Genomic DNA, 21,572 nt, shown 5'->3' with positions numbered 1-21,572 from the left:
CGCGACTCACTTCTTGGCGGGGGCGGCGCCCTTGGCGGCCGGCGCCTTGGCCGCGGGCTGCGCCGCCTGGCCGTCGGTCGGTGCGCCCAGCGCCTTGGCGACGCTGACGTTCAGGGCCTGCAGCTTGGGATCGATGGTCGGCCGCACGTCGGTCACGAGCTTCTGCGTCAGGGCGGAGCCGAGCTGCGGATTGAGCTCGGAGAATTTCTTGCTGAGGGGCGAGCTCAGCCAGGCGACGAGCTGACGCAATTCATCTTCGCTGAAGTTCTGTTCCAGCAGGGGGCCGACGGTGCTGGGCGCGAGTTGCACCGCCTTGTCGCGCACGATGGGAAAGGCGTCCTGGACATATTTCTGGATCTCGGCCTCGGCCGCCTTGCCCAGCGCGTCGCGCTTCTCGGGCGCCACGCGAGTCTGCAGGTATTCGCCACCGGCCTGGACGATGGGCTGCACGGAGTCGTTCACGAGGATGCGCGCCATGCCTTCCACGGCGGGACGCTGGACGTCGAGCAACTGTTTGACCAGCGCCGACTTGTCTTGCGCCATCGCGATCGAACTGGCTGCCAGTGCGACCGTCAGGACCGCAAGCTTGATTTTTTTCACTGAGGATTCTCCGTTGAAGATGAGGAAGTGCCGTCGACGTCGGTGGAGTCGCCACCATTTTCAGCCGCGTCGACATTGGCGTCGTTCTCGACGATGCGCTGCAGACCGCTGAGTTTCGCGCCTTCGTCGAGACCGATGAGGGTCACGCCCTGGGTAGCCCGGCCGAGTTCACGGATTTCCGCCACCCGGGTACGCACCAGCACACCCTTGTCCGTGATCAGCATGATCTCGTCGTCGGCATGCACCAGCGTGGCCGCGACCACCTTGCCGTTGCGCTCGCTCTGTTGAATGGCAATCATGCCTTTGGTTCCCCGGCCATGGCGGGTGTACTCGGTGATGCTGGTGCGCTTGCCATAGCCGTTCTGGGTCGCGGTGAGCACACTCTGCTGCTCGTCCTCCGCCACCAGCATGGCGATCACGCCCTGGCCGTCCTCCAGCATCATGCCGCGCACGCCGCGGGCGTTGCGGCCCATGGGACGGACATCGTTCTCGTCGAAGCGGACCGCCTTGCCACCATCGGAGAACAGCATCACGTCGTGCTGGCCATCCGTGAGAGCGGCACCCACCAGATAGTCGCCCGGATCGAGGTCGACGGCGATGATGCCGGCCTTGCGCGGATTGCTGAACTCGGCAAGCGTGGTCTTCTTGACCGTGCCCATCGAGGTCGCCATGAAGACGTACTGGTCGGCCGGAAAGGTGCGCTTCTCGCCGGTCAGGGCCAGCACGACATTGATCTTCTCGCCTTCCTGCAACGGGAACATGTTGACGATGGGGCGGCCACGCGATCCGCGCGACCCCGCCGGCACCTCCCAGACCTTCAGCCAGTAGAGACGCCCCCGATTGGAGAAGCATAGGATGTAGTCGTGGGTGTTGGCGATGAAGAGCTGATCGACCCAGTCGTCTTCCTTCGTCGCCGTCGCCTGCTTGCCGCGGCCGCCGCGCTTCTGCGCCCGGTACTCGCCCAGCGGCTGACTCTTGATGTAGCCGGTATGGGACAGCGTCACGACCATGTCGGTCGGCGTGATGAGGTCCTCGGTGGACAGGTCGTAGGCGCTGTGCTCGACCTGGCTGCGGCGTGCGCCCAGCTTCGTCTGGCCAAACTCGTGGCGGATCGTGCCCAGTTCGTCGCCGATGATCACCGAGACCCGTTCCGATCGCGCCAGGATGTCGAGCAGGTCGTCGATCTCCGCCATCACCTCACGGTACTCGGCAACGATCTTGTCCTGTTCGAGGCCCGTCAGACGCTGCAGACGCATCTGGAGGATCTCCTGCGCCTGGGTCTCCGAGAGACGATAGAGGCCATCCGAACCCATGCCGAAGTTCTTCTCCAGTCCATCGGGGCGGTAGTCGTCGGCATTGATCGTGCCGCCATCGGCGCGCGCACGCGTGAGCATCTCGCGCACCAGCGGACTGTCCCAGGCGCGGCTCATGAGCTCGCCCTTGGCCACCGGCGGTGTCGGTGCGTTGCGGATGATGGCGATGAAGTCGTCGATGTTGGCCAGCGCGACGGCGAGGCCTTCCAGCACATGGCCGCGCTCGCGCGCCTTGCGCAACGTGAAGACGGTGCGACGCGTGACGACTTCGCGACGATGCTGCAGGAAGACCTCGATCAGGTCCTTCAGGTTGCAAAGGCGGGGCTGGCCGTCGATCAGGGCCACCATGTTCATGCCGAACGTGTCCTGGAGCTGCGTCTGCTTGTAGAGGTTGTTGAGCACCACCTCGGGCACTTCGCCGCGCTTGAGCTCGATCACCAGGCGCATGCCCGACTTGTCGGACTCGTCCTGGATGTGGCTGATGCCCTCGATCTTCTTCTCGTGCACCAGCTCGGCCATCCGCTCCTGGAGCGTCTTCTTGTTGACCTGGTAGGGCAGCTCGTCGACGATGATCGCTTGTCGCTGGCCGCGGTCGATGTCCTCGAAATGGCAACGGGCACGCATCACCACCTTGCCGCGGCCCGTCCGATAGCCGTCGCGGATGCCGTTGATGCCGTAGATGATCCCGGCGGTGGGGAAGTCCGGCGCCGGCACGAATTCCATCAGATCGTCGACTGTCGCTTCGGGGTGACGCAGCAGATGCAGGCAGGCGTCGACGACCTCGTTGAGATTGTGGGGCGGGATGTTGGTGGCCATGCCCACTGCAATTCCGCCTGCTCCATTGACCAGGAGATTGGGCAGCCGACTCGGCAACACGACCGGCTCTTTTTCCGATCCGTCGTAATTGTCCTGGAAATCGACGGTCTCCTTATCGATATCGCCGAGCATTTCATGCGCGATCTTGGAAAGACGAATTTCCGTATATCGCATTGCCGCGGCCATATCGCCGTCGACCGAACCGAAATTTCCCTGTCCATCCACCAGCATGTGGCGCATCGAAAAATTCTGCGCGAGCCGCACGATGGTGTCGTAGACCGACTGGTCGCCGTGCGGGTGATATTTGCCGATGACGTCGCCCACGATGCGGGCCGACTTCTTGTAAGGGCGGTTCCAGTCGTTGTTCAGCTCGTGCATGGCATACAGCACCCGCCGGTGGACAGGCTTGAGTCCATCGCGGGCATCCGGCAGGGCCCGGCCGACGATCACGCTCATGGCGTAATCGAGGTAGCTGCGGCGCATCTCCTCTTCTAGGCTGATGGGGAGAGTTTCTTTGGCGAACGAGGTCATGGGCAGGGCAGGCAGGCGGCAGGAAGGTGGAATTTTACGCTTCGCCGGGTGTCGTTATGCCACAACACAAGCGCCGTATTCCGCTGCAGTCCTACGATTCGAGCCGCGCCCTCGCCCGGTTTGAGAAAGGCCCTATGGCACAATCGTCTCAACGTTTTGGGTGGTGGTCACTTAAAGCGTCCTTGATTCGCAGCGCGTCTGCGGCTTTTTCCCCAAGAGGAGAACCATGAAGAAACTCAATAAAGTGGCGATGATGTTTGCAGTCGCTGCGCTCGCCACTGCCGCCGGCGCGCAGACTCGTGTCACCGCTGCGAATGGCGGCCCGGTGAATGACAATTGGCAGAACGGTACCGGTGAACTCGTCTGGAAGAACGGCACGAACGAACTGTGCTGGCGTGATGCCTCCTGGACGCCCGCGACTGCCACGACCGGCTGCGATGGCGCACTGGTTCCCGTCGCTGCTGCACCGATGGTGACGCCGCCGCCCGCGCCGGTCGCACCGCCCCCGCCGCCGCCGCCGGTCGCCGCTTCGAAGGTGACCTTCGCTGCCGACGCGTTCTTCGACTTCGACAAGTCGGTGCTCAAGCCCGAAGGCCGCGCCAAGCTTGACGATCTGGTCTCGAAGATCCGTGACGTCAACCTGGAAGTCATCATTGCCGTGGGTCACACCGACTCCGTCGGCACGGACGCTTACAACCAGCGTCTGTCGGTTCGCCGCGCAGAAGCCGTCAAGGCCTATCTGGTGACCAAGGGTATCGAACGCAATCGCGTCTACACCGAAGGCAAGGGCGAGAAGCAACCGGTGGCCGACAACCGCACCGCCGCTGGCCGCGCCAAGAACCGCCGCGTGGAAATCGAAGTGGTCGGCACGCGCGCCACTCGCTAAGCTCTCAGCAGCTTCGATGGAAAAACCCCGCCTCGGCGGGGTTTTTTTTGGCTTGCATTTATTGCCGTGTGGATTTCCAGTTCAATTGCATTGCCATAAAGTCTGCAATCATCCTTCAGGATAAGTTGAAATAAATTAAAGTCATGAATAGCAACGTCAATGCCGATCCAGCGGAACTGGCGAAATTTTCCGAACTCGCGCACCGCTGGTGGGACCTCGAAAGCGAATTTCGTCCGCTGCATGAAATCAACCCGCTGCGTCTCGAATGGATCGACAGCATCGCGCCATTGGTCGGTCGCCAGGCACTCGACGTGGGCTGCGGAGGTGGCATCCTGGCCGATGCCATGGCACGCAAGGGCGCCACTGTCCTGGGGATCGATCTGGCCGGCAAGGCGCTCAAGGTGGCGCAACTCCATGCCCTGGAAGCTGCGACGAAGGGCGTGAAGTACCGCGAAGTCAGCGTCGAGACGCTGGCTTCGGAACAACCCGGCAGCTTCGATGTAGTGACCTGCATGGAAATGCTCGAGCATGTCCCGCAGCCCGCTTCGGTCGTCAAGGCGTGCGCCGATCTCGTCAAGCCGGGTGGATGGGTCTTCTTCTCGACCATCCATCGCAATCCGAAATCGTTTCTTTTCGCCATCATTGGCGCGGAATACGTATTGGGGATGCTGCCTCGGGGCACGCACGAGTATCGGAAGTTCATACGACCGGCGGAACTCGCGGCGTACTGCCGTGCTGCCGGTCTCGACCTGCGCCACACACGTGGCTTGCAATACAACCCGCTCACGCGCCGGTATTGGCTGAGCGACGACACCAGCGTGAACTACATGTTCGCGTTGCGAAAGCCGGCATGAAGGCCATGACGTTGGAAGCGGTGCTGTTCGACCTGGATGGGACCTTGATCGACAGTGCGCCCGATCTCGGTGCTGCGGCCGACAAGATGCGCACCGACCGTCAGCAGGCATCCCTGCCGCTGAGCGACTATCGTCCGATGGCCGGTGCGGGTGCTCGCGGCATGCTCGGCATCGCATTCGGACTGACGCCGGAATCACCCGGCTTCGCGGCCCTGCGGGAGGAGTTCTTCCGGAATTACGAGTCACGCATGCTGCTCGACACGCGCATCTTCCCCGGAGTGATCGAGCTGATCCAGAAGCTGGCGGCGCGGGGTCTGGCCTGGGGCATCGTGACGAACAAGGCCGCGCGTTTCACCGATCCCCTGGTCGCCGCCATTCCCGAGTTCGCGACGGCGGGCGCTGTCGTGAGCGGCGACACGACGCCGCATTCGAAACCGCATCCCGAGCCATTGCTGGAGGCCGCGCGGCGTCTGAAGGTCGACCCGACTCGATGTCTCTACGTCGGCGACGATGAACGCGACATCGTGGCTGGACGCGCGGCCGGCATGCTGACACTGGCCGCCACGTATGGCTACATGGGCGCGAACGCCGACGCGACGCGATGGCAAGCCGATGGCCAGGTCGAATCTCCCCTAGGGGTCTTGCAATGGCTGAATGTGGCCTAAAATCGGAGTCTTGGGGCTGCACTGGTTTCGACGTGGGTTCGGAGTCGCTGTGGTGCATGTCGAGCTGAATGCGCTCGTTAATCAGATTCAAAAAAACTAACTGCAAACGATAACTCGTACGCACTCGCCGCTTAATTGCCGGTGACTTTGCAACAGCACGCCGATGGGCTGGGTGAAGGGTCGATGGAGCAATCCATTGACTTCGAGCTGCAAAGATAATTACATCGGCTGGTTTCCGCCCGGGTGCCTTGGGTGGGAACGAGAAAATAGGGTACTGGCGTCTGGTTTAGCGTGCGACTGCGCGACTCCGGAAGCGAGATCAAAACAGATCGCTAAACATGTAGAACTGCGCGATGAAGGCTTGCGGACGGGGGTTCAAATCCCCCCAGCTCCACCACATCCCAAGGGTCTCGACGAGAGACCTGTGAAGGCACCGGGCCAATGGAATCGTCCATGACGACTCCATGGGTCGCCGGGTGTCCTTGCCGCCTGAAAAGCCGAAGCTCCGTCTTCGGCTTTTCTGTTTCTCTCCCATGCACCGCATTGCGCCGTGCTGTCCGCAGGATTCAGGCCGCGCCCGTGAGAGAAGCTGGCGAGGTTCGAATGATCGGCATGATCATCCTTCGAGCATGCGACATTCGGCCGGACCATGTCACTTTTTCCGGCACGCCCGCCTTGCCGCGCGAGGTGGCACGGTCGACAAGCTGACTCGCCCTGTCTTTCCGACCGACGATGGCGGCATCGACATGGATGTCGACGGATCGACCATCCGACGGCTTTCGATGCCCTGCCGCGAGGCTATAGTCCGATCCCCGATCGGTCGAGGAGGGCGTCACCCGACGGCGTCCGCCGGCTTTCATGGTTTCGTTCTTTCGTTCCGATCCTTCCTCCCCTCCGAGCCCGAGGAGCCTCCATCCATGAAGCACGCGAATCTTTTCCCGTCCTGGCGCGCGACCGCCGTCGTCGCGGTGTTCTGCCTGTCCACCGTGGCCGTTGCGCCGTTGCATGCGGCATCGATGGCGCCGGTGGCGGCGGAGCACGGCATGGTCGTCACGGCCCAGCAACTGGCCACGCGGGTCGGCGTCGACGTGTTGCGGCGCGGTGGCAATGCCGTCGACGCAGCCGTGGCGGTCGGCTATGCGTTGGCTGTGGTGTACCCGGCCGCCGGCAACCTCGGTGGTGGCGGTTTCATGACGGCCCAGCTCGCCGACGGCCGCAAGACCTTCCTGGACTTCCGCGAGAAGGCGCCACTGGCCGCGACCGCCGACATGTACCTCGACAAGGACGGCAACGTCATCAAGGGTCTGAGCACGAATGGTCACCTGGCCGTGGGCGTGCCAGGCACGGTGTCGGGTCTGGAATTCGCCCGTGAGCGCTATGGAACGCTGCCGCGTGCGGCGCTGATCGCTCCGGCCATCGCCCTGGCCGACAAGGGCTTCACGCTCGACCAGGGCGACATCGACATGCTGGCCACCGCCACCGCCGACTTCAGGAAGGATGCCGATTCCGGCGCGATCTTCCTGAACAAGGGCCAGCCCTTCGCGGTCGGCCAGAAGCTGGTGCAGAAGGACCTGGCACGCACCCTGCGCGCCATCAGCCAGAAGGGCACCGACGGCTTCTACAAGGGTCGTGTCGGCGCCGCCATCGTGGCCTCCAGCCAGGCGGGCAAGGGCATCATCACGCAGGCCGATCTCGACCAGTACCGCACGCGCGAGCTGCCGCCGGTGGAGTGCGACTACCGCGGCTTTCGCGTGATCTCGGCGCCGCCGCCGAGCTCGGGCGGCGTGGTGATCTGCGAGATGCTCAACATCCTCGAGGGCTATCCGCTGAAGGACCTCGGGTTCCGCTCGGCGCAGTCGGTGCACTACCAGATCGAGGCCATGCGCCATGCCTACGTGGATCGCAACAGCTACCTGGGCGACCCGGATTTCGTCAAGAACCCGCTCGGCCGGTTGCTCGACAAGGACTATGCCGCGAAGGTCCGTGCCGCCATCGATCCGAACAAGGCCGGCATCTCCAAGGACATCAAGCCGGGCGTCGCGCCGCACGAGGGCAGCAACACCACGCACTATTCGATCACCGACCGGTGGGGCAACGCCGTCTCGATGACCTATACCCTCAACGACTGGTTCGGTGCCAAGGTGATGGCCTCGGGCACTGGCGTGCTGCTCAACAACGAGATGGACGACTTCACCGCCAAGATCGGCGTGCCCAACCTCTATGGCCTGGTCCAGGGCGAGGCCAACGCCATCGCGCCGGGCAAGCGGCCGCTCAGCTCCATGAGCCCGACGATCGTCAGCAAGGACGGCGCCCCGGTGTTCGTGGTCGGCACCCCCGGCGGCAGCCGCATCATCACGGCCGTGCTGCACACCATCCTCAACGTGGTCGACTACGGCATGAACGTGCAGGAGGCCGTGGACGCCCCGCGCTTCCATCAGCAGTGGCTGCCCGACGTCACCAACGTCGAGACCTTCGCGCTCAGTCCCGACACGCGCGCGCTGCTGGTCGGCATGGGCCACAACCTGGGCGTGCCGCAGCCGGCCAATCACGTGGCGGCGATCATCGTCGGCGCGCCGGCGCTGGGCGGCAAGCCGGTCGGCGGCAACCGCTTCTACGGCGCCAACGACCCGCGCCGCAACAGCGGCCTGGCGCTGGGGTACTGAAACCGCAACGAAGATTCGAAGATGCAGCTGCAGGAACTTCTCTATACCCAGGGCTTCGGCACCCGCCGCGTGTGCGCGGGACTCGTCCAGCAGGGCTTCGTGAGCGTGGAGGGCGCCACCGTGCGCGATCCGTTCGCCGATGTCGAGGTCCGTGAGGGACTGCCCTTCGTCGTCCAGGGCACGCCGTGGGAATACCACGACAAGGCCTACCTGATGCTGCACAAGCCCGCCGGCACCGAGTGCTCGCAGAAGCCGTCGACCTATCCGAGCATCTACACGCTGCTGCCTTCGCCATTGCGCCTGCGCCCCAACAAGGGCGCGGTGCAGGGCGTGCAGGCCATCGGGCGCCTCGACCAGGACACCACCGGACTGCTGCTGCTGACCGACGACGGCCAGTTCATCCATCGCATGGGCTCGCCCCGGCACCACGTGCCCAAGGTCTACGAGGTGACCACCAAGCATGCGGTCGATGCCGCGCAGGTCGACCGGCTGCTGGCCGGCGTGGTGCTCGACGACGATCCGAAGCCGGTCCGTGCCGCCGCCTGCGAGGCGGTGGCGCCGTTGCAGCTGCGGCTCACGCTGACCGAGGGCAAGTACCACCAGGTCAAGCGCATGCTGGCTGCGGTGGGCAACCGCGTCGAGGCGCTCGGGCGCTCGCGCATCGGCGATCTCCGCCTGGACGAGAATCTGGCACCCGGCCAGTGGCGCTGGCTGTCGGGCGCCGAGGTCGAGGCCCTGCGCACCTTCGGCCGCGCCTGACATCCGGAGTCAGCCAGGGGTCACCTTCGGGCGTTAAGCTGCCTGTTTTCATCCCTTCGCGGACTCTTCCCTTGCGTCTCTCATTCCCGACCCACGTCCGCACCGCGGCGCTCCTGCTGCTGGCCTGCGCGACCGTTCCGACCCTGGCCGCGCCACCGGCCGCTCCCGGCATCGCGGCGTCCGCGCCGGCCGCCGCTGCCGCTCCGGCGGGGCCGCACCCGCTGTTCGTGCTGAACTCGCTCGATGCCAGCGTCAGCGTGATCGATCCGGTCACCTGGACCGAGAAGCAGCGCATCCCTACCGGCAAGGAGCCGCACCACATCTACATGACGCCCGACGAGCGTTCGGTGATCGTGGCCAATTCCGCCGGCGACTCGCTGACCTTCTTCGACCCCCGCACCGCCGAGGTCCAGCGCGTGGTCTACGGCATCATCGATCCCTACCAGCTGCAGTTCTCACGCGACATGAAATGGTTCGTGACCGCCGCCAACCGGCTCGACCATGTCGACATCTACCGCTGGGACGGCAAGGACCTCAAGCTCGCCAAGCGCATCGTCACCGGCAAGACGCCCAGCCACATCTGGATCGACGCGGCCAGCACGGTGGCCTACGTGACCATGCAGGACAGCAACGAGCTGATCGCCGTCGACCTCGCCACGCAGACGATCCGCTGGCGCACGGCGACGGGCAACATGCCGGCCGACATCTTCGGCGTCAACAACGACAAGACCCTGCTGGTGGGCCTGACCGGCAGCGACAACGTGCAGGTCTTCGATGTCTCGGGCGCCCAGCCGAAGGCGATCGGCCACATCCCGACCGGCAAGGGCGCGCACGCGTTCCGCGCCGCCGGCGACGGGCGCGGCGTGTTCGTCAGCAATCGGGCGGGCAACAGCATCAGCCGGATCGACCTGAAGACCCTGCAGGTCACCGACACCTATCCGGTGCCCGGCGGCCCCGACTGCATGGACGTGTCGGCCGATGGCAAGCTGCTCTACGTCACCTCTCGCTGGGCCAAGAAGCTCAGCGTCGTCGATCTGACGACCCGCCAGGTGGTGCGCCAGGTCAATGTCGGCCGCTCGCCTCACGGCGTCTGGACGATCGACCACGCCAAGCGATGACCGGGACGACGCGCCGACGCGGTCTCGCGCTGCTGGTCGGCGGCGCGTTGCTGGGTGGCCTCGCGCCGGCGACGGGCGCGGGCGCGGCCGAGGCGTGCGCCAAGCCGCTGTACCTGACCTTCGACACCGGCCACATGGGCGTCGCGCCGCTGGTGGCCGAAGTGCTGGCGCGCCAGCAGGTGCGCGTGACCTTCTTCGGCGCGGCCGAACGCACCCGCACCGATGGCGACAGCCTCGACGACCACTGGGCGCCCTGGTGGAAGGCGAGGGCGGCCGAGGGCCACGAATTCGCCTCGCACACCTACGACCACGTCTATTGGCGTGGCGACGAGCCCGGCGCCGGGCCGCGCTTCAAGGTCCGGCCCTCGGCCGGTCCCTCGGCGGGCCGCGACTTCAGCTGGAGCGCGGCGCAGTACTGCGAGAGCATCGCCAAGGCGAATGCGCGCCTGGCGCTGATCACCGGCAAGAAGCCGCTGCCGCTCTTCCGCGCGCCGGGCGGCAGGACCTCGCCCAGCCTGCTGGCGGCGGCCCGGGCCTGCGGCTACGAGCATGTCGGCTGGGCGCCGGCCGGTTTCCTGGGCGACGAGCTCCCGAGCGAGAAGTTCAGCAACGAACGATTGCTTCGGCAGGCGCTCGAAGGGGTCCGGGCCGGTGACATCCTGATCGCTCACCTGGGCATCTGGTCGCGTCAGGAGCCGTGGGCACCGGCGGTGCTGGAGCCGCTCGTCGCCGGCCTGAAGGCCAGGGGTTTCTGTTTCCGTACGCTGCGCGAGCATCCGGCCTATGCGGCCTGGATCGCCGCGCATCCCTGAGACCGGAATCGAGCGGTCGCATCGAGAGACGAAGGAAGAGAGGGCAGGACGATGGAGTGGATCACCGACCAGTTCGTGGCGCTGCAGCAGTGGGTGTTCGAGGCCGCCGTGCAGCCGCTGGTCTATGCCGTGGGCCTGGGTGGCTGGGGCGAGGACGCGTTCGACGCCACCGGCTGGCTGCTGATCGGGCTGATCGAGGTCCTGGTGCTGCTGGCCGTCATCGGCCCGCTGCAGCGCTGGCGTCCGGCCGAGGCGGTGAGCGACCGGGGTGCCATCCGCACCGACATCGTCTACACCCTGATCCACCGGCTGGGCCTGTTCCGGCTGGCGATTTTCTTCCTGCTGCAGCCGGTCTTCGACCATGGCCTCGGAGCGCTGCGCGCGGCCGGCTGGGGCACGCTGCACATCGACGAGCTGGTACCCGGCGTCACCGACGTGCCCTGGGTGTCCTTCGTGATGTACCTCGTCGTGCTCGATTTCGTCGAGTACCTGATCCATCGCGGGCAGCATCGCTTCGAATGGTGGTGGAGCCTGCATTCGCTGCATCACTCCCAACGCCAGATGACGATGTGGAGCGACAACCGCAACCACCTGCTCGACAGCATCCTCCACGACGCGATCATCGTGATCGTGGCGCAGCTGATCGGGGTGGCGCCGGGACAGTTCATCGCGCTGGTGGTGCTTGCGCGGCTCAGCGAGAGCCTGCAGCACGCCAACCTGCGGCTGTCGTTCGGGCGCATCGGCGAGCGCCTGTGGGTCAGTCCGCGCTTCCACCGCACGCACCATCGCATCGCGGCGGCCCAGGGCAGCAACTATGGCGTGCTGCTGCCGTGGTGGGACATCCTGCTGCGCACCGGCGACTTCCGCGCCACCTACGAGCCCACCGGCATCATCGACCAGGTCGAGCCGGACGCGCAGGGTCGCGTGCGCGACTACGGCCGCGGCTTCTGGGCCCAGCAGTGGCTGGGACTGCGACGCATCGTCGGCCGCGGTTGAGGTTCGGCCACGGCGGGGCGTTATCCTCTGGGCCCCATGCGTCTCCTCGTCGATTCCTTTTGGCGCGCCGTCGCCTACTGCATGCTGCCGCGCGTGATCGTGCTGTCGCTGATCCCGCTGGTCGTGATGATGGTGGTGGCCGCCGGACTGGGCTACTTCCTCTGGACGCCGGCCGTGGCGTGGACGCGCGACGCGCTCGACGCCTGGCCCCTGCTGGCGAGCTTCTGGGGCTGGCTGGGCAGCCTGTTCTCCGCCGACGTGACATCCTTCCTGGCGCCCCTGGTGGTCGTGCTGGCCGCCACCCCGGTCATCGTGCTGGCGGTGCTGCTGGTGGTCGCCGCCTTCATGGCGCCGGCGCTCACGCGACTGGTCGCGCAGCGACGTTTCCCCGCGCTCGAGGAGAAGAAGGGTGCCTCGCTGGTCGTCGGCATCACGCGCTCGATCGGGCTCACCCTGCTGGCGCTGGTGGCGTTGCTGGTGTCGATGCCGCTGTGGCTGATCCCGCCTTTGGTGCTGATCCTGCCGCCCCTCATCTGGGGCTGGCTCACCTATCGCGTGATGAGCTTCGACGCGCTGGCCGAGCATGCGAGCGCCGCCGAGCGGGCCGACGTGCTGCGCGCGCATCGCCTGCCACTCCTGGGCATCGGCGTGCTGTGCGGTCTGCTCGGCGCCGCGCCCAGCATCGTCTGGGCCTCGGGCGTGGTCTTCGCGGCCGCCTTCCTCGTGCTGGTGCCGCTGGCGATCTGGATCTACACCCTGGTCTTCGCGTTCTCGGCGCTGTGGTTCGCCCATTACACGCTCGATGCGCTGGCGCGGTTGCGCGCCCGGGACGCCGCCGAGCTCGTCGCCCGCGAGCCGATGGCGGCGAGCATGCAGCCGGCGGCGTCGCGGACGCTCCCGATCCTTCCCTCCACCCCCTCCGATGGTGCCCCGGGTGCCTCGACTCCAAGGAACCAGCCATGAGCCGCAACTTCGGCCTGATCGTCATCGGCGACGAGATCCTCTCGGGCAAGCGCGTCGACAAGCACATGCCCAAGGTCATCGAACTGCTGGGCGCGCGCGGCCTGCAGCTCGGCTGGGCCGAATACGTCGGCGACGTGCCCGAGCGCATCACCGCCGCGCTGAAGCGCGCCTTCGCCTCGGGCGACATCGTCTTCTCGACCGGCGGCATCGGCGCCACGCCCGACGACCACACGCGCCAATGCGCCGCCGCTGCCCTGGGCGTCGCGCTGGAACTGCACCCCGAGGCCAGGACGCTGATCCAGGAACGCATCCAGGACACCGCGCGCGAGCAGGGCGTGGCCTACGAGCCGGACCGCCCCGACAACGTGCATCGCCTGAACATGGGCGTGTTCCCTGTCGGTGCACGCATCATCGCCAACCCCTACAACAAGATCCCCGGCTTCAGCGTCGACGACGTGCATTTCGTGCCCGGCTTTCCGGTCATGGCCTGGCCGATGGTCGAAACCGTGCTCGACACCCGCTATGCGGATCTGTTCTCCCAGGGTCAGACGATGGAGAAGTCGGTCATCGTCTACGGCGCCATGGAAGCGACGCTCACGCCTCTGATGGAGGCCGTCGAGGCGGCGCATCCTGGTATCAAGGTCTTCAGCCTGCCGAGCGTCGATCATCCCCAGCATGGACGCCACATCGAGCTTGGTGTCAAGGGCGATCCCGAGCGCATCCATCCGGCCTATGCGCAGCTTCTCGAAGGTCTGCACGGTTTCGATGCACGCCTGGGCCCCGAATTGGTGCGCTGATCTGCTTGCACCAGAATAGAGCTTTCCGGGGCGACGAACGCACCGTGGCGGCGCCTGGAGCCCGGCGGGGCGCATCGCCCCGCCAATGGCACAGAAACTGCATTCCCTCCCACCTGTATTCCACTCACCACCCAACCAGGAGAAATTGATGGCAAAGACCGTCGCCGACGTACTGAAGCTCGTGAAGGACAACGAGGTCAAGTTCGTCGACTTCCGCTTCACGGACACCCGTGGCAAAGAACAGCACGTGACCGTGCCGGTGTCGCATTTCGACGAAGACAAGTTCACCTCGGGCCATGCGTTCGACGGCTCGTCCATCGCCGGCTGGAAGGGTATCGAGGCTTCGGACATGCAGCTCATGCCCGACCCGAACACCGCCAACATCGATCCCTTCTTCGAAGAGACGACGATGATCCTGACCTGCGACGTCATCGATCCGGCGGATGGCAAGGCCTACGAGCGCGATCCGCGTTCGCTCGCCAAGCGCGCTGAGGCGTACATGAAGGCATCCGGCCTGGGCGACACCGCCTACTTCGGACCGGAACCCGAATTCTTCGTCTTCGACAGCGTCCGCTGGAAGAACGACATGTCGGGCTGCTTCGTGAAGATCGATTCCGAAGAAGCCTCGTGGAACACCGACAAGGAATATGAGCACGGCAACACGGGCCACCGCCCGGCCGTCAAGGGCGGCTACTTCCCGGTGCCCCCGGTCGACAGCGCGCAGGACATGCGCTCGGAGATGTGCCTGGTGCTCGAAGCCCTGGGCATCCCGGTCGAGGTGCATCACCACGAAGTGGCCAACGCCGGCCAGATGGAACTGGGCACCAAGTTCAGCACGCTGATCCAGCGCGCAGACTGGGTGCAGCTGCAGAAGTACGTGATCCACAACGTGGCTCATGCCTATGGCAAGACCGCCACCTTCATGCCCAAGCCCATCGTCGGCGACAACGGCTCGGGCATGCACGTGCACCAGTCGGTCTGGAAGGACGGCAAGAACCTGTTCGCCGGTGACGGCTATGCCGGCCTGTCGGAATTCGCGCTGCACTACATCGGCGGCATCATCAAGCACGGCCGCGCGCTCAACGCCATCACGAACCCCGGCACCAACAGCTACAAGCGCCTGGTGCCCGGCTTCGAAGCCCCGGTGAAGCTGGCCTACTCGGCCAAGAACCGCTCGGCCTCGATCCGCATCCCGTTCGTGGCCAACCCCAAGGGTCGCCGCGTCGAGGCGCGCTTCCCCGATCCGCTGATGAACCCGTACCTCGGTTTCGCTGCGCTGCTGATGGCCGGCCTCGACGGCGTCGAGAACAAGATCGATCCGGGCGAAGCCGCGACCAAGGACCTCTACCACCTGCCGCCCGAGGAAGACGCGTTGATCCCGACCGTTTGCCACAGCCTCGACCAGGCGCTGGAGTATCTCGACAAGGACCGCGCGTTCCTGACCAAGGGTGGCGTGTTCACCGATTCGTACATCGATGCCTACATCGAGCTCAAGATGCAGGAAGTCACGCGCTTCCGCATGGCGACGCACCCGTGCGAATTCGACATGTACTACTCGCTCTGATCGCGTTGCGCGACCCGGCGTCGCGCCCATCCGTGGGCGATGCGGCGCGGGTCGATGATTCGGAAAAAGACGGCTTCGGCCGTCTTTTTCATGGGCCGGGAACCTCGCTCCGGTCGTGTCTTCGAATTGGCTGAGAATGTCCTGTTGCTGTCACTTTCATCCTTGCTCATGAAGATTCACTCCCCGCTTTTTCTCGCGCTGGCGCTTCCGCTCGTTGCGGTCCACCTCCACGCGCAGGCCCAGGAACAGGTCTGGCGCTGTGGCAACGAATACACCAACAACGCCGCCCAGGCCAAGCAGCGCGGCTGCAAGGTGATGGAGGGCGGCAATGTCACGGTGGTCCAGACACCGCGTGCGCAGCAGGCGAGCCCGGCCGCTGGCAGCGCCAGTTCGGCCAACCGCGGATCTTCTCCCGCGGGCAGTCCGCGCGTCGATGGCGGCGATCAGCGCGCCCGCGATGGCGAGGCGCGTTCGGTCCTGCAGTCGGAATTGCGCCGCGCCGAGGCGCGCCAGGCCGAGCTGCTGCGCGACTACAACAATGGCGAGCCGGAGAAGCAGGGCGGCGAAGCGCGCAACTACCAGAAATATCTAGACCGCGTCGAGCAGATGAAGGCCGAGCTGGCGCGCAACGAGAGCGACATCGCCGGCATCCGGCGCGAGCTCGGCCGGCTGCCCGCGGCCACGCCCTGACATGGCCTTCGGCAAGATCTCCTCGCCGCCCCGGCGCTTCCAGCCCTTCGATCTGCTCGCCACGCTGATCGCCGTGGTCAAGCGCGATGGCTCGGTGCTGTTCGCCAACGCGGCGCTGGAGGACGTGCTGGGCACCTCGCGCCGCACGCTCGAAGGCTCTCAGTTCGGCGCCTGCTTCCAGGAGCCACAGGTGCTGCGTACCGCACTCGAGGGCGCCAGCACCAACGACTTCGCGACCCTGCGCTACGAGGCCTTCCTGCGGCGCGTCAATCACGACCTGCTGCCCGTGCAGGTGACATTGGCGCAGACCGATCGGCGTGGCGAGCTGATCGTCGAGCTGTCCCCGCTCGAGCACCAGGCGCGGCAGGACCGCGAGGAGCGCCTGCTCGATCAGGCCCAGGCCAACAAGGAACTGATCCGCAACCTCGCGCACGAGATCAAGAACCCGCTCGGCGGCATCCGGGGCGCGGCCCAGCTGCTGCAGATGGAGGTCGAGTCGCGCGACCTGATCGAATACACGCAGGTCATCATCCACGAGGCCGACCGGCTCCAGACGCTGGTCGACCGGCTGCTCGCGCCGCACCGCCGTCCGCACGTGGTGGGCGATGTCAACATCCACGAGGTGTGCGAGCGGGTGCGTTCGGTGATCCTGGCGGAGTTCCCGCGCGACCTGCACATCGAGCGCGATTTCGATGTCTCGATCCCGGAATTCCGCGGCGACCGCGAGCAGCTCATCCAGGCCACGCTCAACATCGTCCACAACGCCGCGCAGGCGCTGTCGGAGCGCCGCGCCGCCGGCGATGCGTGCATCACGCTCAAGACCCGCGTCGCGCGCCAGGTGATCTTCAACAAGCAGTGGTATCGACTGGCACTGGAATTGCATGTCATCGACAACGGTCCGGGTGTGCCCAGTGCCATCAAGGATCGCATCTTCTATCCGCTCGTCTCGGGCAGGGAAGGTGGAACCGGACTCGGATTGACACTGGCGCAGACCTTCGTGCAGCAGCACCATGGGGTGATCGAATGCGACAGCGTCCCGGGCCGGACCGATTTCAAGTTATTGATACCGCTGCCCTAGCAGCAGCAAGGCGACAAGGAGCTGCATGAAGCCGATCTGGATAGTAGACGACGACCAATCCATCCGCTTCGTGCTGGAGAAGGCGCTCCTGCGCGAGGACCTGCCGACCCGCAGTTTCACCAACACGCGCGACGTCCTCGCCGCGCTCGACGCGGCCAATGGCGACGAGACGCTCGGGCCGCAAGTGCTGGTGAGCGACATCCGCATGCCCGGCGGTTCGGGCCTCGACCTGCTCGACAAGATCAAGGCCCGTCATCCCGGCCTGCCGGTGATCATCATGACGGCGTTCTCCGATCTCGACAGCGCCGTCTCGGCGTTCCAGGGCGGTGCCTTCGAATACCTGCCCAAGCCCTTCGACCTGCCGCGCGCGGTCGAGCTCATCCGCCGCGCCGTCGACGAGAGCCAGCGCGAGGAGGTGGCCGAGGAACGCATGGCCGCCGCGCCCGAGATGCTCGGCCAGGCCCCGGCGATGCAGGACGTGTTCCGGGCCATCGGCCGGCTCTCGCAGAGCAATGTCACGGTGCTCATCACCGGCGAGTCGGGCTCGGGCAAGGAACTCGTGGCGCGTGCATTGCACAAGCATTCGCCGCGCACGGATGGCCCGTTCGTGGCCATCAACACGGCCGCCATCCCCAAGGATCTGCTGGAGAGCGAACTCTTCGGCCACGAGCGCGGCGCCTTCACCGGCGCGCAGACCATGCGTCGCGGCCGCTTCGAACAGGCCGAGGGCGGCACGCTGTTCCTCGACGAGATCGGCGACATGCCGTTCGACCTGCAGACCCGCCTGCTGCGCGTGCTCAGCGACGGGCACTTCTACCGTGTCGGCGGCCACAACTCGGTCAAGGCCAACGTGCGCGTCATCGCCGCCACGCACCAGGACCTCGAGCAGCGCGTCAAGCTCGGCGGCTTCCGCGAGGACCTGTTCCATCGCCTGAACGTGATCCGCCTGCGCCTGCCGGCCCTGCGTGAGCGCGGCGAGGACGTGCCCGCGCTCACCCGGCACTTCCTGCAGGAGAGCGCCAAGCAGCTCGGCGTCGAGCCCAAGCGCATCTCCGATGCGGCACTGACGCAGCTCGCGACCTTCGGTTTTCCCGGCAACGTGCGCCAGCTCGAGAACATCTGCCACTGGCTGACCGTCATGGCGCCGGCGCAGCTCGTCGAGGTCAAGGACCTGCCGCCCGAGGTGATGGCGGTGGTCCCCGCCGCCGAGGGCCCGGCATCGTCCTCGCAGACCCCCACGGTCCTGGCGCCGGCCGGCCCGGCTGCCGCGTCGGTACCACCGGTGGCGGCGACCACGGCGATGCCAGCCGCCGCCGCAGTGCTGCCCGCCACGAGCGACATCGCGCTGGCGGGTTCCGTGCTTCCCCTCCAGGGTGCCCCCGCTGCCTTCGATGCGGGCGTCGCCCCCGTCGACGACCCCGTGGTCGAGGTCAATCCGTCGACCTGGGAGAGTGGCCTGGAACGCGAGGCGCAGACGCTGCTGGCGGCGGGCCGCCACGACGTCTGGGACGCGCTGTCGCGCCGCTTCGAGTCGCGCCTGATCCTGACCGCGCTCGCCAACACGCGGGGCCGGCGCATCGAAGCGGCTCAGAAGCTGGGCATCGGGCGCAATACGATCACGCGCAAGATCCAGGAACTCGGACTGGAGTGAGCCCAGAGGGCGGCTGGCGCCGCGCTCAGCCGGCGGCCGGATCGATGTCCACCGTCACCGGGGCATGGTCGCTCGGCTTCTCCCATTTGCGCGGCACGCGGTCGATCGTGCAGGCGGCGACGCGTGGCACGACCGGCTTGGTGACCAGGATGTGGTCGATGCGCAGGCCGCGATTCCTGGGATAGCCCAGCATGCGGTAGTCCCACCACGAATAGCTCTTGTCGGGCTGGTCGAACAGCCTGAAGGCATCGGTCAATCCCAGGTCGAGCAGCGCCTGGAAATGCGCCCGCTCAGGCGTCGAGTGGTGGATGGTCTCGCGCAGGCCCTCGGGGTCGAAGCTGTCGCGATCCTCCGGCGTGATGTTGAAGTCGCCCAGCAGCACCAGATCGGCATGCGTGACGAGTTCGCTCCGCAACCAGGCGTGGAGGGCGTCGAGCCATTTCATCTTGTAGACGAACTTCTCGCTGTCCAGCGCCTGGCCGTTGACGAAATAGCCGTTGACGATGCGCAGCGGTCCGCGTGCGGTGTCGACGGTCGCGCTGATGACGCGCGAATGCTCGTCCGTGAAGCCGCCGATGTTGCGCGCGACGTCGCGCAGCGACGTGCGGCTCAGGATCGCGACGCCGTTGTAGGTCTTCTGCCCGAAGACAGCCGCCGTGTAACCGGCGGCCTCGAGGACCTCCAGCGGAAATTTGTCGTCGCTCATCTTGAGCTCCTGCAGGCATAGCACGTCGACCGGATTGGTGGCGAGCCAGTCGAGCACGTGTTGCAGGCGGGCGGTGAGGGAGTTGACGTTCCAGGTGGCAATTTTCATAAGTAATATATCCTATTGATTTTAAATAATTAATTTCTTATTGGTTGTTTTGAGGCCCCCAAAGAGGCCCCCAAATGAAATCTCTTAAAACCCTTTGGCTAACGAGCCGAGGGCAACCTGCGCTTCTGTCCTTGCGACCATCAAGCCCGTTCATGAGGCCTCTCCATCCTGGAGTTCATAGGCCTGTGCGATCCGGTCCAGAAAATCGGCGAGGGGTGCCCGGCCGAGCCCCAGGGCCTTGGGGTCGAGAGAGTCGTCGGCTACCGCTGCATTCAAAAATCTTCTCATGTCATCGGCGATTTTCGCGTCGAGAGGGATGCGCGTTGCGGGGGCGAGTAATTGCGAAAGTCGCAGAACATCGTTGGCGTGTTTGCGGATGCTCTTGGCATCCACCTGTTCGCCTTGCTCCCGGCGGGCACTCAGGTCCAGCCAGGCAATGGCTTTCAACGGGATCAGGCGATCCTCGCCGACCCAGGGCAAGCCATCAATCTCGCGGCGGCCGGCCATGATGAATGCGTAGTAGGCGTCATCGAGCAGGATGGCCGACAGGCTTGAAACCGCTTCGTCGAAAGGGATCGGCGTGAGCTGTCCGTTCTCGATGGGCCGCAGGCTGTCGGGCGCACGGGAGAACAGTTCGACCATGACCGGAAAGCTGTTGTCGGTCGGCTTCTGAAACCGGTAGAAGGCCGGCTTGCCTGTGTCGCTGGCCTGCCGGATTTCATAGCCGCCCGCTTCGATGAATCTCCAGAAGGTTTCGCCGAATGCCGGCGTCAGCGCCTCGACATGCAGCACGACATCAAGGTCCTTGGTGGCGCGGAAGTCCAGCCCTGCCTCTTCCATTGCCAAGGTGGCCGCAGTGCCGCCGATCAGGATGTACTGGTCCGGGTAGTCGGCGAACCATGCCTGGAAAACATCCAGCCCCTTCACCATGGCAATTGTTCCTTCAGTGCCTCCAGCGCGCTTTGGACACGTTCATCGGTGCTATCCCGCAAGCTCAGTATGAGCGAGAGAGGGTCCACCGTGTCGCTGTCCGGCTGCAGTGTCGGGGTGTAGTTCCACAACTGCCATTCGCATGCGCCTGGCATAGCTTCCGGAAGTTCGACGATGTCTGCCTTCAGTGCCTGCCATGCGGTGCGGCTCACGGCGAATACCGGCGATCTGGGTTCCGTGAGCATCGAAAGGCGAGCGAGCGCGCTCAGGCCCGCCACCCGCACGGGCAGTTCCGTCCGTGTCTGCGTGGATATCCAGACGGTGCGCTGCACGGGACTGCGCAGCAGGTGCAGTGCTTGCTCCCACGTCTCATGTGCAGAATATGTCATGTTCAGGTACTGGGACCGGCCTGCCTTGTGTGCCTGTGCGAGTCCTGCCGCCACCAGTTCCCGCACGGCGCGCGAGAGCGTCATAGGGGTGTAGCCCAGAGTGGCGGCTGTCTGTGCAGGATGCCATTCGGCCTCCCAGCGAGGACGCAGCAAGGCGGTTATCAACATGGCCTGAGCCGAAGGGCTGAGCGGAACGTCCGTCGAGCTGGGGCGCTGGCGGAAGTATTCGCGTAGGTCCAGCCCGAGGTCGGGCAGATAGAGCTGGTTGCCAGGAACAACGAACGGCACTTTTTGTGCGATCAGGCGTTTACGCTCGTAGGAGGCGAGTGCCTCCGTCACATAGACCACAGGCTGTCCCGCTACCGACCTCAACTTGTCCAACCGATTCCGGATATCGCCAATGGACGGTTTGTCTGGATTTCGCTCTAGGGCCAGCAAGACCTTGTGGCCAAGGATGTCCAATTGCCAGAAATCGAAGGCGTCGCGCAAAAAGTAGGGCAGGCTCTCCAGGCCCGCCCACGGCTCATGGCTCGACGTGGAGACGCCGAGTGTTTCATGCAGGTAGTTCTGAGCGCTGGTGGCAAGGGCGGGCACGACAATTGGGATTCATAACTCAATGATCGCACGATAACATTGTTAGTGTTATCGTGCAAATCGAAGTTATTATTGACCGCCAGCCATAG

20 protein-coding genes and 1 other RNA gene are annotated in these 21,572 nt (G+C 65.3%); 15 read left to right on the top strand and 6 right to left on the bottom strand.

Annotated elements, in window-relative coordinates; translation table 11 throughout:
- Positions 1-6: 6 nt before the first annotated feature.
- The gene (locus AC1MLT_RS08005; protein ID WP_481034823.1) at positions 7-600 is read right to left on the bottom strand and encodes a DUF2059 domain-containing protein; all 594 of its coding nucleotides are present in this window, start codon (positions 598-600) and stop codon (positions 7-9) included.
- Positions 597-3,260: a DNA gyrase subunit A gene (gene gyrA, locus AC1MLT_RS08000; RefSeq protein ID WP_481034821.1), complete on the bottom strand. Its 2,664-nt coding sequence runs from the start codon at positions 3,258-3,260 to the stop codon at positions 597-599. Before gyrA ends, AC1MLT_RS08005 begins: the two co-directional genes overlap by 4 nt.
- A 226-nt stretch (positions 3,261-3,486) precedes the next feature.
- On the opposite strand from gyrA, the gene ompA reads away from it, so the two are divergent.
- From ompA to ssrA, 4 genes are all read left to right on the top strand, one after another.
- Positions 3,487-4,146, top strand: a complete 660-nt coding sequence (gene ompA, locus AC1MLT_RS07995; protein ID WP_481034819.1) for an outer membrane protein OmpA — start codon at positions 3,487-3,489, stop codon at positions 4,144-4,146.
- 143 nt (positions 4,147-4,289) lie between these two features.
- Positions 4,290-5,000: a bifunctional 2-polyprenyl-6-hydroxyphenol methylase/3-demethylubiquinol 3-O-methyltransferase UbiG gene (gene ubiG / locus AC1MLT_RS07990; protein ID WP_481034818.1), complete on the top strand. Its 711-nt coding sequence runs from the start codon at positions 4,290-4,292 to the stop codon at positions 4,998-5,000.
- Positions 4,997-5,665 carry an HAD family hydrolase gene (locus AC1MLT_RS07985; RefSeq protein WP_481034816.1) on the top strand — a complete coding sequence of 223 codons (669 nt, stop codon included), beginning with the start codon at positions 4,997-4,999 and terminating at the stop codon, positions 5,663-5,665. The genes ubiG and AC1MLT_RS07985 overlap by 4 nt, the downstream gene beginning before the upstream one ends.
- A gap of 12 nt (positions 5,666-5,677) precedes the next feature.
- Positions 5,678-6,062: a transfer-messenger RNA gene (gene ssrA / locus AC1MLT_RS07980) on the top strand.
- Between the two features lie 169 nt (positions 6,063-6,231).
- Here the strand turns inward: ssrA and AC1MLT_RS07975 are convergent.
- Positions 6,232-6,525 (bottom strand): hypothetical protein, encoded by a 294-nt coding sequence (locus tag AC1MLT_RS07975; protein ID WP_481034815.1) that lies wholly within the window; start codon positions 6,523-6,525, stop codon positions 6,232-6,234.
- Between the two features lie 57 nt (positions 6,526-6,582).
- Here AC1MLT_RS07975 and ggt point away from each other — a divergent pair, with 57 nt between their 5' ends.
- The 11 genes from ggt to ntrC all read left to right on the top strand — a co-directional run bounded on the left by ggt (position 6,583) and on the right by ntrC (position 18,756).
- Entirely contained in the window at positions 6,583-8,328 is a 1,746-nt protein-coding gene (ggt, locus tag AC1MLT_RS07970) for a gamma-glutamyltransferase (protein ID WP_481034813.1), read from the top strand.
- A gap of 21 nt (positions 8,329-8,349) precedes the next feature.
- Positions 8,350-9,087, top strand: a complete 738-nt coding sequence (locus tag AC1MLT_RS07965; protein ID WP_481034811.1) for a 16S rRNA pseudouridine(516) synthase — start codon at positions 8,350-8,352, stop codon at positions 9,085-9,087.
- 71 nt (positions 9,088-9,158) lie between these two features.
- Positions 9,159-10,205 carry a YncE family protein gene (locus tag AC1MLT_RS07960; RefSeq protein WP_481034810.1) on the top strand — a complete coding sequence of 349 codons (1,047 nt, stop codon included), beginning with the start codon at positions 9,159-9,161 and terminating at the stop codon, positions 10,203-10,205.
- Positions 10,202-11,017 carry a polysaccharide deacetylase family protein gene (locus tag AC1MLT_RS07955; protein ID WP_481034809.1) on the top strand — a complete coding sequence of 272 codons (816 nt, stop codon included), beginning with the start codon at positions 10,202-10,204 and terminating at the stop codon, positions 11,015-11,017. The genes AC1MLT_RS07960 and AC1MLT_RS07955 overlap by 4 nt, the downstream gene beginning before the upstream one ends.
- A gap of 51 nt (positions 11,018-11,068) precedes the next feature.
- Entirely contained in the window at positions 11,069-12,013 is a 945-nt protein-coding gene (locus tag AC1MLT_RS07950; protein ID WP_481034808.1) for a sterol desaturase family protein, read from the top strand.
- A gap of 36 nt (positions 12,014-12,049) precedes the next feature.
- Positions 12,050-12,976 carry an EI24 domain-containing protein gene (locus tag AC1MLT_RS07945; RefSeq protein ID WP_481034806.1) on the top strand — a complete coding sequence of 309 codons (927 nt, stop codon included), beginning with the start codon at positions 12,050-12,052 and terminating at the stop codon, positions 12,974-12,976.
- A complete protein-coding gene (locus tag AC1MLT_RS07940; protein WP_481034805.1) occupies positions 12,973-13,773 on the top strand; it encodes a competence/damage-inducible protein A in 801 nt (266 codons plus the stop codon). Before AC1MLT_RS07945 ends, AC1MLT_RS07940 begins: the two co-directional genes overlap by 4 nt.
- Before the next feature lie 148 nt (positions 13,774-13,921).
- On the top strand, positions 13,922-15,337 hold the full coding sequence (glnA, locus tag AC1MLT_RS07935; protein WP_481034804.1) for a type I glutamate--ammonia ligase: 1,416 nt from the start codon (positions 13,922-13,924) through the stop codon (positions 15,335-15,337).
- Positions 15,338-15,505: 168 nt separating this feature from the next.
- Complete coding sequence (locus AC1MLT_RS07930) at positions 15,506-16,027, top strand: hypothetical protein (protein ID WP_481034802.1); 522 nt, start codon at positions 15,506-15,508, stop codon at positions 16,025-16,027.
- Position 16,028: 1 nt separating this feature from the next.
- Positions 16,029-17,105, top strand: a complete 1,077-nt coding sequence (gene glnL, locus AC1MLT_RS07925; RefSeq protein WP_481034800.1) for a nitrogen regulation protein NR(II) — start codon at positions 16,029-16,031, stop codon at positions 17,103-17,105.
- Between the two features lie 25 nt (positions 17,106-17,130).
- Entirely contained in the window at positions 17,131-18,756 is a 1,626-nt protein-coding gene (gene ntrC / locus AC1MLT_RS07920) for a nitrogen regulation protein NR(I) (protein ID WP_481034799.1), read from the top strand.
- Between the two features lie 25 nt (positions 18,757-18,781).
- Here the strand turns inward: ntrC and xth are convergent, their stop codons facing one another.
- From xth to AC1MLT_RS07905, 3 genes are all read right to left on the bottom strand, one after another.
- Positions 18,782-19,570: an exodeoxyribonuclease III gene (xth, locus tag AC1MLT_RS07915; protein ID WP_481034798.1), complete on the bottom strand. Its 789-nt coding sequence runs from the start codon at positions 19,568-19,570 to the stop codon at positions 18,782-18,784.
- A 150-nt stretch (positions 19,571-19,720) separates the two neighbouring features.
- Entirely contained in the window at positions 19,721-20,500 is a 780-nt protein-coding gene (locus AC1MLT_RS07910; protein WP_296737612.1) for a hypothetical protein, read from the bottom strand.
- Complete coding sequence (locus tag AC1MLT_RS07905) at positions 20,494-21,483, bottom strand: hypothetical protein (RefSeq protein WP_296737618.1); 990 nt, start codon at positions 21,481-21,483, stop codon at positions 20,494-20,496. The genes AC1MLT_RS07910 and AC1MLT_RS07905 overlap by 7 nt, the downstream gene beginning before the upstream one ends.
- Between the last annotated feature and the right edge of the window lie 89 nt (positions 21,484-21,572).

The sequence above is a fragment of the Variovorax sp. PEI5 genome, assembly GCF_056679935.1.
The sequence above is the reverse complement of the archived record's forward strand: the minus strand, read 5'-3'. Positions and strand labels throughout refer to the sequence as shown.

Excerpts from the sequence above, each read along its gene's own strand:
- gyrA (WP_481034821.1), bottom strand. The coding sequence starts at position 3,260 with ATGACCTCGTTCGCCAAAGAAACTCTCCCCATCAGCCTAGAAGAGGAG.
- ompA (WP_481034819.1), top strand. The coding sequence starts at position 3,487 with ATGAAGAAACTCAATAAAGTGGCGATGATGTTTGCAGTCGCTGCGCTC.
- ubiG (WP_481034818.1), top strand. The coding sequence starts at position 4,290 with ATGAATAGCAACGTCAATGCCGATCCAGCGGAACTGGCGAAATTTTCC.
- AC1MLT_RS07985 (WP_481034816.1), top strand. The coding sequence starts at position 4,997 with ATGAAGGCCATGACGTTGGAAGCGGTGCTGTTCGACCTGGATGGGACC.
- AC1MLT_RS07975 (WP_481034815.1), bottom strand. The coding sequence starts at position 6,525 with ATGAAAGCCGGCGGACGCCGTCGGGTGACGCCCTCCTCGACCGATCGG.
- ggt (WP_481034813.1), top strand. The coding sequence starts at position 6,583 with ATGAAGCACGCGAATCTTTTCCCGTCCTGGCGCGCGACCGCCGTCGTC.
- AC1MLT_RS07965 (WP_481034811.1), top strand. The coding sequence starts at position 8,350 with ATGCAGCTGCAGGAACTTCTCTATACCCAGGGCTTCGGCACCCGCCGC.
- AC1MLT_RS07955 (WP_481034809.1), top strand. The coding sequence starts at position 10,202 with ATGACCGGGACGACGCGCCGACGCGGTCTCGCGCTGCTGGTCGGCGGC.
- AC1MLT_RS07950 (WP_481034808.1), top strand. The coding sequence starts at position 11,069 with ATGGAGTGGATCACCGACCAGTTCGTGGCGCTGCAGCAGTGGGTGTTC.
- AC1MLT_RS07945 (WP_481034806.1), top strand. The coding sequence starts at position 12,050 with ATGCGTCTCCTCGTCGATTCCTTTTGGCGCGCCGTCGCCTACTGCATG.
- AC1MLT_RS07940 (WP_481034805.1), top strand. The coding sequence starts at position 12,973 with ATGAGCCGCAACTTCGGCCTGATCGTCATCGGCGACGAGATCCTCTCG.
- glnA (WP_481034804.1), top strand. The coding sequence starts at position 13,922 with ATGGCAAAGACCGTCGCCGACGTACTGAAGCTCGTGAAGGACAACGAG.
- AC1MLT_RS07930 (WP_481034802.1), top strand. The coding sequence starts at position 15,506 with ATGAAGATTCACTCCCCGCTTTTTCTCGCGCTGGCGCTTCCGCTCGTT.
- glnL (WP_481034800.1), top strand. The coding sequence starts at position 16,029 with ATGGCCTTCGGCAAGATCTCCTCGCCGCCCCGGCGCTTCCAGCCCTTC.
- ntrC (WP_481034799.1), top strand. The coding sequence starts at position 17,131 with ATGAAGCCGATCTGGATAGTAGACGACGACCAATCCATCCGCTTCGTG.
- xth (WP_481034798.1), bottom strand. The coding sequence starts at position 19,570 with ATGAAAATTGCCACCTGGAACGTCAACTCCCTCACCGCCCGCCTGCAA.
- AC1MLT_RS07910 (WP_296737612.1), bottom strand. The coding sequence starts at position 20,500 with ATGGTGAAGGGGCTGGATGTTTTCCAGGCATGGTTCGCCGACTACCCG.